This is a genomic window from Dehalococcoidales bacterium, assembly GCA_035529395.1.
Taxonomy (GTDB): Bacteria; Chloroflexota; Dehalococcoidia; order Dehalococcoidales; family Fen-1064; genus DUES01.
Window position 1 is genome coordinate 1 of record DATKWT010000151.1, and the last position, 5,387, is coordinate 5,387.

General features: G+C 56.5%; 6 protein-coding genes. 5 read left to right on the forward strand and 1 reads right to left on the reverse strand.

The window, feature by feature from the left end; genetic code table 11:
* The coding region (locus VMW13_09680) for a CoA transferase (protein HUV45086.1) at positions 1-1,184 on the forward strand (1,184 nt) is incomplete at its 5' end.
* Between the two features lie 48 nt (positions 1,185-1,232).
* Positions 1,233-1,772, forward strand: coding sequence for a carboxymuconolactone decarboxylase family protein (locus tag VMW13_09685; protein ID HUV45087.1), 540 nt, complete (start codon positions 1,233-1,235; stop codon positions 1,770-1,772).
* Between the two features lie 141 nt (positions 1,773-1,913).
* Here VMW13_09685 and VMW13_09690 read toward each other — a convergent pair whose 3' ends face one another.
* Complete coding sequence (locus VMW13_09690; GenBank protein ID HUV45088.1) at positions 1,914-2,807, reverse strand: ROK family protein; 894 nt, start codon at positions 2,805-2,807, stop codon at positions 1,914-1,916.
* A 261-nt stretch (positions 2,808-3,068) separates the two neighbouring features.
* Here VMW13_09690 and VMW13_09695 point away from each other — a divergent pair, with 261 nt between their 5' ends.
* From VMW13_09695 to VMW13_09705, 3 genes are all read left to right on the forward strand, one after another.
* Entirely contained in the window at positions 3,069-3,830 is a 762-nt protein-coding gene (locus VMW13_09695; GenBank protein HUV45089.1) for a glucose 1-dehydrogenase, read from the forward strand.
* Positions 3,831-4,041: 211 nt separating this feature from the next.
* Positions 4,042-4,428 (forward strand): response regulator, encoded by a 387-nt coding sequence (locus VMW13_09700; protein ID HUV45090.1) that lies wholly within the window; start codon positions 4,042-4,044, stop codon positions 4,426-4,428.
* A gap of 109 nt (positions 4,429-4,537) precedes the next feature.
* Positions 4,538-5,185, forward strand: coding sequence for a nitroreductase family protein (locus VMW13_09705; protein HUV45091.1), 648 nt, complete (start codon positions 4,538-4,540; stop codon positions 5,183-5,185).
* The last annotated feature ends 202 nt before the right edge of the window (positions 5,186-5,387 follow it).

The window sequence follows — 5,387 nt, forward strand, 5'->3', positions numbered from 1 at the left end:
TGGCTGCGGTACCGATGGCGGCCCGCCACCTTGCTGATTTTGGTGCTGACGTTATCCATGTAGAGAACCCGAAGACCGGGGACTCATGGCGGGGTTTCCAGGCTGGCCTGGGCAGTGGTGGCGCCGGTGCTCCGTCTGATATCAACTACAACTGGGAGACCTATAACCGCAATAAAAGGGGCCTGGCGGTTGACCTCTCGCAGGACGAGGGTCGGGAGGTAATCTACCGTCTGGTGGGAAGTGCCGATGTCTTTACCACCAACCTGCGGCTCTTCGAGCGGGAGAAATTCAAACTGGACTACGATGCGCTGAGCCGGTTAAACCCCCGGCTCATCTACGCCGGGCTGTCCGGTTACGGTAAGAAAGGCCCGGACTGTAATGACCCGGCCTATGATTCTATCGCTTACTGGGCACGGTCAGGACTGGGCTACCTGCTTGGCGTACCCGGTACGGCTCCTCTTATTGATGGTGGCGGCATCGGCGATAACGTTACCGCATTGGGCCTGTTCGCCGGCATCATGACCGCCCTGTATGTTCGTGAAAAGACCGGAATGGGGCAGGAGGTTGACTTATCCCTGCTAAACGTCGGCTTCTACCAGCTTTCCTTTTTTATAGCCGGGGCGCTGACCACCGGATTGGACCTGGCCGACTGGCGGGTGAAATCGCGGGAGGAGGCACTGAATCCCCTGACTCTCCCCTATGAGGCGAAAGACGGACGGTGGGTGCTGCTTGCCCTGCTTCAGCAGGAACGCTACTGGCCGCAGTTCTGTAAGGCGATAGACCGGGAAGACCTGCAGCATGACCCCAGGTTCGAGGATTTCGAGGTGAGGATGGAGAACTGCGCCGCTTTGTACCACATCGTGGAAGATGTCTTCCACGAGAGGACTCTTGCCGAATGGCAGTCGCGTCTGAAGGCAGCGGGACTACCCTTCGCACCGTACCAGACTTTCGTTGAAGCAATCGCCGACCCGCAGGCCAGGGCCAATGACATGTTTGTCACCATTGACCACCCAACCCACGGTAACCTGGAGGTCATCGCCAACCCGATAAAGATGAGCAAGACCCCGGCGACCCTCCGGACGCCTGCTCCGGAATTCAGCCAGCATACCGAGGAAGTGCTCCTTGAGAATGGCTATACCTGGGACGACATTGACCGCCTGAAGTCGAAGGGTGTGATTGCCTGATAGGGGCAGGTAATAACTGCACTGAATACTGAGGTACAGGGAGGAAGAATGGCACGCGTCAGTTTGTTGAACAAAGAGCAAGTCGACCCGGCGTTCCGGGAGATGTACCAGAGGAGCGAAGAGCAGGGCCGGGAAGTCCTCAACGTGATAAAGCTGATAGCGAACTGCCCGCAGATGGGTCCGGAGTACTTTCGCTTCGCCGGCTCCGTACTTCGGGGAGAGAATGTCCCCATGAAGCTGCGGGAGCTGGCTACTTTGAGAGTGGGGAACCTCACCGGGGCCGACTACGAGTTCCTGCATCACACTCCCCTTGGGGTGTCCGCCGGTCTCACCCGGAAGCAGATTGACGAAATGGAGAAATGGCAGGAATCATCCCTGTTCGACGAGCAGGAGCGTATCGTGCTGCGCTATACGGATGAAGTCACACGGGACAACAATGTCTCCGACCAGACCTTCAGCAAGCTCAGGGAGTTCTTCAGCGAGCACGATATCGTTGAGCTTACCCTGGTTATCGGGTATTTCATCATGCTCTGTCGGATACTGGTTGCCTTGCAACTGGAACTGGAACCCGGTTTCAGTGCGGACTAATACCTGACTGAGTAACTCCGCACAACATTCAGATTATGCGCCACTGTCCTCAATGGCGCGACACCCTGAGCAGAGCGAAGGGTCTCTACTCCCGGGACCTGTCAGTGTGTGTATGAGAGTGGGCACTGGTATTCCTTCACCTCACGGCAAAGGCGTAGCCTGTTGCGCCAGGGCAATCGCCCCCAGCACCCCGGCCTTCTGCCCGAGAGCAGGAAGAACGATGTAGCTGTCAGTCTCGTTGAGGAACTGTGGTACGGGCACATAACCGCGTATCAACTCATGCACATTCTTCCTCACCATCGGTAGCAGCGATTCCTGTTGCAGGACACCCCCACCGATAATTACCCGCTGTGGTGAAAGTGTGAAGATAATATTGACCAGACCGAGGGCCAGATACCTTGCCTCTAAACGCCAGGCGGGGTGGTCGGCGGGTAGGGTCTGCGGTGGTTGTCCCCAGCGCTTTTCTATGGCGGGACCGCAGGCCAGCCCCTCCAGGCAGTCGCCATGATACGGGCAACAACCGGGATACGGGTCATTGACCGGGTCATGCGGGATGTATACGTGTCCCATTTCGGGATGGGCCAGACCGTGTATCAGATGACCGTTCACCATGCCGCCACCGCCGATTCCGGTGCCCACCGTGAGGTAAATGAAGGTGTCCAATCCCTGTGCCGCCCCCCATTTGTGCTCGCCAAGAGCGGCAGTATTGATATCGATATCAAGTAGCACCTGTACATTGAGAGCCTCTTGCAGTACACCGGCGAAGTTGGTGTGTGCCCAGCCTGTCTTTGGTGTGGTGGTGATATAGCCGTAGGTCGGTGAATCAGGATTGAGGTCGAGTGGGCCAAAGGAACCGATGCCGATAGCTGCCAGAGGTTCCGGCTGCTCACGGAAGAAGGCAATAGTCCGTCCGATGGTCTCGGACGGAGTTGTCGTGGCAAAGCGAGTCTCGGCACGCACGTCATCGGGGCCGGTACCCACGGCACAGACGAACTTGGTACCTCCAGCCTCAATGCCCCCGTACAGACTTCGCATAAACACTCTCCCCGGTCTCTGTCTCCAACACTTTAAGTAGCCGTGGCGGTCTTGTCAAACTGCACCATAAAGATGCCATCTGCTTTCCTTGACCTTGTGTATCTAGTGTATACTGGAAGATAGTATAACTGGTGCCGGCATGATACCGGAGTGGTATAGTTGATGTGACGATGGAATTGTACCGGCAGACCACGTAACGCAGTCAACATAATCTAGTCCCGGACGACGGACGTCCAGGTCTCCAGCATCGGGAGGTTTGTATTGATAGAGGAATTTAACCTGACAGGAAAGGTGGCCATTGTCACCGGCGGTAACGGCGGTATTGGTCGTGGCATTGCCATCGGGCTGGCCCGTGCCGGTGCCGAAATCGTCATCGCTGCCCGCAACGAAGAAAAGACCGGTCGTGTGATTGATGAGATTACCGGTTTGGGTCGCCGCTGCCGGGGTATTCGTTGTGATGTGCAGAGCCGCGACGATATTCAGGCCACAGTTGATGCCACGCTGAAGGAGTTTGGCAGACTCGATATCCTGGTCAACAACGCCGGTATCTCTGGAGGCGGGCCGCCGCAGTCGATACCGGAGGAGACCTGGGATAATGTGGTCGGCACCAATCTCAAGTCAGTCTTTCTGTTCTCGCAGGCGGTATATCCGGCACTGGTCGGAGCGGGTGGTGGTAAAATTATCAACATCGGGTCGGAGTACTCTATCTTCGGCAGTGCCTCAGTTCTTCCCTATTCGGCGAGTAAGGGTGGCGTTATTCAGATGACCAAGTCCCTGGCAGTGGCCTGGGCGGGCAACAACATTCAGGTCAATGCCATCATACCTGGATGGGTGAGAACAGATATGACGGCGCCGGTCATCGATAATGAACCCTTCTACCGGGGAATCGTGCAGCGGACTCCGGCGGGCCGTTTTGCCGAACCGGAGGAAGTGGCTGGCACAGCCGTTTTCCTTGCGTCGGCGGCATCTGATTTCATCACCGGCCAGAGTATTGTCTTCGACGGCGGGTACTCGATAGCATGAGAGTGTCCGCTTCGCCCGCGTAGAATAGCTGGCAGATGAGGGATGAAGGAATCGGAAGAGCATGACAACAATATGAACAATATACGAGGAAGTATAGCAGGGCACCACCCCTTCTGAAGGGCTCCGCCTCTTCTGAGAGGCGCTCCATCCGGGCCGCACGGGGATTGGTCGAAAGGTTTTTTCATCACTACACTAGGTCAGGGAGGCAGCGATGGTAGCGAAGAGTGCGCATGTTCTGGTTGTTGATGATGAGCCACACCTTTGTGTTGCGCTGGGCCGGATACTGGAGAAGGGCGGGTACCGTGTAACGACCACGACCAGCGGTCAGACGGCGCTCGAACTTATAGAAGAGAAACGTCCGGATGTAGTATTGCTTGACCTAATGATGCCGGGACTTGACGGCCGTGAGGTGTGTCGACGGATTCGTAAATCAGGTATAGAAGTCCGCGTGATATATTTCACCGCTAAGGCAGAGGCGAGTAACCCGGCAAAGCTGAAAGAGCTTCGTAAGGAAGCGGATGACCTCCTGGTTAAACCGGCCACCAGCAGGCAGATAATATCGAAGGTAAGCAGTGTACTGAAAGGCAATGTCAAGTGACCGGGTGCTCTACCATAATACCATGAGTTGACTGCCCCGCTCAGACCGTCCGTCTCCGGAGGCAGTCAGATTGCATAAAACGGAAAATGAATCTCAGGAGGACCGATCCATGCTAACCGTTGCCGAAGCCATGCGCCAGCGTCGCAGCACCCGTAGTTTCAAGAGGACGCCTGTACCCGACGAAATGATTCTCGAGATGCTGGAAGCAGCCCGACAGGCACCTTCAGCCAGCAACTCGCAACCCTGGCGCTACGTCGTGGTTACCGACCCTGAAGAAAAGAAGGAGCTGCGCCGTCTGTGCTTCGGCCAGACCTTCATCGAGGAAGCGGGAGTGGTGTTCGCAGTCTGTGCCGACCTATCGTCATACTCCGGCAGCACCTATAAGAAACGACGACAGGAAGCGGTCGATGCCGGAGTGCTTCCCGCCAGCGCCCTTAACGACCCGGTTTACAAGCGTCTCATGGAGTCTACGGACGAACCTGACCCTGCTGTGTACGTCACGCCGGCAACCGCCAACACCTATAATGCCACCGAGCACATGGTGCTAATGGCTGCCGCCCTGGGACTGGGCTCATGCTGGGTAGGGGCAATCAGTGACCGGGAGGCAATCAAGAGATTGCTCGGAGTCCCTGAAAATATCATGCTGCTGGGGTTGGTAATTGTCGGCTATGCCAATGGAACACCCCCGTACCGACCGAAGTTACCTCTTGAAGATATCCTGCTACGCCCCTTCCCGACTACAAAAGACGGTCAGTAGAGGCAGGAAGTAACCCTCAGACCGGGAGTTCGATATAAGCCTGGCACTCACTTGCAGAAATACCAGCCCGTATATTCCGTGGAGTGAGACCCTTCGGCTTCGGCCTGCTGGTTAAGCCAGCAGGTAAACTCAGGGTGACACGCTGTTCACATGTCATTGCGAGCCGGGGCTCTGAGCAAAGCGAAGAGACACCGAAGCAATC